The 3,886-nt window shown below is 62.3% G+C and carries 4 protein-coding genes and 2 pseudogenes; 2 read left to right on the top strand and 4 right to left on the bottom strand.

The window, feature by feature from the left end; translation table 11 throughout:
* On the top strand, positions 1-434 hold a 434-nt coding region (locus HY699_05760), incomplete at its 5' end, for a MoxR family ATPase (protein ID MBI4515305.1).
* A 342-nt stretch (positions 435-776) separates the two neighbouring features.
* On the opposite strand, the gene HY699_05755 is transcribed toward HY699_05760, so the two are convergent.
* The 4 genes and pseudogenes from HY699_05755 to HY699_05740 form a co-directional block, all read right to left on the bottom strand.
* A complete protein-coding gene (locus tag HY699_05755; protein ID MBI4515304.1) occupies positions 777-1,490 on the bottom strand; it encodes a hypothetical protein in 714 nt (237 codons plus the stop codon).
* 50 nt (positions 1,491-1,540) lie between these two features.
* Entirely contained in the window at positions 1,541-2,521 is a 981-nt protein-coding gene (locus tag HY699_05750; protein ID MBI4515303.1) for a hypothetical protein, read from the bottom strand.
* 36 nt (positions 2,522-2,557) lie between these two features.
* Positions 2,558-2,641 (bottom strand): annotated as a pseudogene (locus HY699_05745) (SEC-C domain-containing protein).
* Positions 2,642-2,725: 84 nt separating this feature from the next.
* Positions 2,726-2,929, bottom strand: coding sequence for a hypothetical protein (locus tag HY699_05740; GenBank protein ID MBI4515302.1), 204 nt, complete (start codon positions 2,927-2,929; stop codon positions 2,726-2,728).
* Between the two features lie 556 nt (positions 2,930-3,485).
* Here HY699_05740 and HY699_05735 point away from each other — a divergent pair.
* A pseudogene (locus tag HY699_05735) lies at positions 3,486-3,731 on the top strand (MoxR family ATPase).
* Positions 3,732-3,886: the final 155 nt, after the last annotated feature.

The following is a 3,886-nucleotide window of genomic DNA, read 5'->3' as shown; positions in this document are numbered from 1 at the left end:
GCGAGGAAGTCAGCGCCCAGCACCGCCCGGTGGTGATGATCACCTCGAACAACGAGAAGGAGCTGCCCGACGCCTTCCTGCGCCGCTGCATCTTCTATTACATTGAGTTTCCCGACGTGCCGCTGATGCGCAAGATCATCGACGTCCACCACCCCCACCTCGACGCCAAACTCCTCGATCAGGTGCTGATCAAGTTCTACTGGCTGCGCCAGCAGAACGAGCTGCGCAAGAAGCCGTCAACCTCCGAGCTGATCGACTGGATCAGCGCCCTACTCCGCTCCGGCATCAGCATCGAAAAAGTCGAGGCACACATCCCCTTCGTTGGCGCGCTGCTCAAGAAGGAACAGGATGTCGACGCATTGCTCAAGTACGACAGCCAGAGCGGGCGCTATCCAAAGAGCTGGCAAGATCTCGGGCCAAGATACAACCAGTGACGGCCACTGGTCTTTCGAATGTGGTGGGGCCCTATAAACCCGCGTCATCAAGCAGGAGTTTCAGCAGAGGCACACCTCTCGCGGGCGTTCGTGCAGGAGGCCGACGACGCCAAACTGCTCCGCAATCGGGCATTGAAGAACGCCCGCGGTCGAGTCTTCCAGAGGGTGGTCGTGCGTTTTACGCTCCAGATGTAGCCGCGAAGGTGGCCCTGGGAAGCGCTTGGTACTGGCGGCAACGCAGGGATGCGGCTGCGTTGAGGCGACCACTAGATCGCGTGCGGGGTCGCGGTGCCTCGAAACAGGTTCCAGGCTCGGGTCGGTCGATCGGTCGCTGGCGGCGGATTACCTTTTCGCGCGATTTTGCGCCGTTGCCTTCCGATCTGCCCCCGGCGCGGGTCTGAAGATTGTCACGCCGACGAGTTTGCCGTGAGCGTCGTACGCGACCAGTAGTGGGAATCGCTTGAGGGCTCGCTTCGGCAGTTCGAAGACGAAAGCGTGGTAAGGTGGAAGGTCCGCGCGCTCTCGCTTTCGGATCTTGATCTCTGCGAGGTGGGTATCGAGCCAGCACTCGATGCCATCCTCATTGACGCGCACGATGCGATCCGCCGCGATGGTGATCGTCTTCTCGCGCCGTATTAGGCGCGAGCGATACGCGTTGTGGACGCCTACTACCACCTTCACGCCATGGAACTCGATCGTATCATCGACGATCGACGCCGCCTTCTTGTTGGGGAATGTCTCGCGGGAATTCGGAGAGAGCTTGCGGCCGACGATCTTCCTGCCACGGCGCGGTAACAACACCCAATCCTCACCGGCATTTCGGACAGTCCCACAGGTCCTGCACACGGAGGTGCCCTCGCGCGTCTTGCGCCATCCTTCCGCGTGCCGGCATTGCAAAGCGAGGAACTCCCAGAGCATCCCGAGTTGCTGGTAAAGCTCCGTGAAATGCTCCGCTGGCCGACCCCGCCGGGAGAGTGCAGGGTGCCGCGACACGAAGTCCATGCTCCGGAAGAGTCGCTTGAACTCGCGGCGAAGGTTGGACGTGGCGGTCTTCATGTCGCCCCCCTGTATGGCGAGACGGGGGCGGGGCTTTGCGTGGCGCAGCACTATTTGGGGTCTCCTGAGAGCTGGCGCATATCTGCGAGCCGTGCCTCGATGTCAAAGGTCTCAGCGTCGTGCACGGGTCGGCTGAGGGCGCGCTCGAGCAGCGCCACCGCTCGGTCGCGGTCGATGGGCCCGTCGTCCGGGCGCACACCGCAACCGAGGACGTCAGCGAGGCGGACGTAGCCGAGGGCGTGGTCCGGATCCCGGTCGATGATGTCCGTTAGAACACGCTCGCCGTCGGCCCAGCGGCCGGCGAGAAATAGAAGATCTCCAAGGTCTGCTTGAAAGTTGTCTCGAAAATCGTCGTTCTCGCCGACAAACTGCGACAACACCCGCTCGCAAAGTTGCACACCCGTCTGCGCGTACGCAGGCTCGTGCCGAGAAGCATTCAGCAGCTCCATGGCAACCTGCAGCCAGTTGAACAGACACTGGGTGCCATCAAAGACCACCGCCGCATCATTGCAGCTACGCATCTCGGGCCGTAGTCTAGGTTCGATGACTTCCCAGATCTGCTGCCAGCGGTCGCAGGCGGCCGCGTGCAGGTGAGCATCGGCCAACCGATAGCCCTCTTGCATCCAGTCGTCGAGCATCTCGAAGGAGGGGCACTCGGGGAGATAGCGCTTCCACAGCTCGCAAGCCGCAAGGCCGACGAAGTCCTCATCATAGCGGGAGAGGTGGACATTACGGGCCTCGATCTCCGCATACCAGACACGGGCAATCGACCACGCAGAGGTTCGATCGCCGGCAAGCGCGCGGACGCTTTCAGGCCGGCCGTCAACCCCGAACCGGCTGAGCCCTGCAACGATTCCCTCGGTGTCGAGCGCAGCCATGCGCCCCGGCATCCAGAAGCAACTGGCCTTCTGAGGGTCGGTGCGGCGGATCTCTGCGAACTCCTCGGACCCTTCGAAGATCTTGGCCAGCACATAGGGGTAGCCGTGTAGCGTCCAGGGGTCATCATCCAGCGGTGTTTGCCGGCTGGCCATAACCTCGGCGATTTCCTGGCGAGCGATGCGCGCGGTGTTCTCGTCCTTCTCCAGGCAGCACTTCTTGTACTTCTTGCCGCTCCCGCAAGGACACGGGGCGTTACGGCCGTTGTTCGCCACGCTGGTGGTTCTCCGGTAATGCAGTGACCAGGGCTGGGTAGGGCCAGCGAGCCGCGGGGCAGCGATGGTCGACGAGAAATCGGGTCAAGCAGCGGTTTTGTGACCGGCCAGCAACTTGGCGTACACGTTCACATCCATTCCAAATTGAGCCGCCTCGGCAAGACACTCCGTGATCTCGTGCTCATCGGCCGCTGTTCGCTCGCGCTTCGCGCACAGCTCGCGCAGTGCTTTGTCCAGCTTCCGCTGCGCCTTCTCCTCCATTTCCGCCTGCGTCACCCAGTTTTTCATGAGTCGGCACTCCTCTTCGGTGCGAAGATGATGGTTGCGTCCTCCAACGGTTCGATTCCTTTCTGCGCGAGGCACAAGATGTCTACCGGATCAGTCACTTCTTGGCGCCCATCGCCCGATTGATACCTTATCCTCGCGGTGGTGGGAACTATTTCGGCAAGCAAGCAGCAAGCAAACGCGCCCTCAAGGGCGTGGAGGCGGTCCCGCAATGTGGCGGCGGGACATGCCTCGCCTCTTTGCGGAGCCTCACGCTCCCGGTCCCAGACATGGGATCCCACTCCCACGCTCCTTGCCACGTGAACGAGATACCGTTTTTCGTCGGCCGGCAGTTCACGTACGCGAGTAGCGTGTGCATCCTCAGCCGGTCGCCGTACCCGGTCAGTGAAATTACTGCCGTTCCCAGGTCGCCGAGGCCATCGTCGATCCACTGGGAAGTAGAGGTTATCCGCCACCAGCCGCGGTACTCGCGTGGAATCTCCAAGTCGGACATCCGCGGAGATCGGCCGACGAGATTCAGCGACGCCCTCGGTGGGACGAACGCTTGAGTCGTTTCTCGGAGATCGACAAGGCCGATCTCGGATTTCCCAACGACCTGCTGCGCGAGCTCGACGAGATGCGGTTCTCGATCACCGAGACCAGCGAGGAGATCGTCGCTAAGCACCGCCCGGTGGTGATGATCACCTCGAACAACGAAAAAGAACTCCCCGACGCCTTCCTCCGCCGGTGCATCTTCTACTACATCGAGTTCCCCGACGTGCCGCTGATGCGCCAGATCATCGCCGTGCACCATCCGCACCTCGACGCCAAGCTGCTCGATCAGGTGCGTGTCCTTCCGGTGAGCATGCATAGCTCGATTTTCCCGGGGCGATCGGTTGCGACCGGGCCACCGAGACGGAGCGACGGATCAGCGGGGTGGGAACCGGCTGCGCCGCCACCGGTCAGCGCGGCGGGTCGGGG

Source organism: Deltaproteobacteria bacterium (assembly GCA_016210005.1).
GTDB lineage: Bacteria > Desulfobacterota > Binatia > HRBIN30 > JACQVA1 > JACQVA1.
Note: the sequence above shows the minus strand (reverse complement) of the source record. Positions and strands in the feature narration are given on the sequence as shown.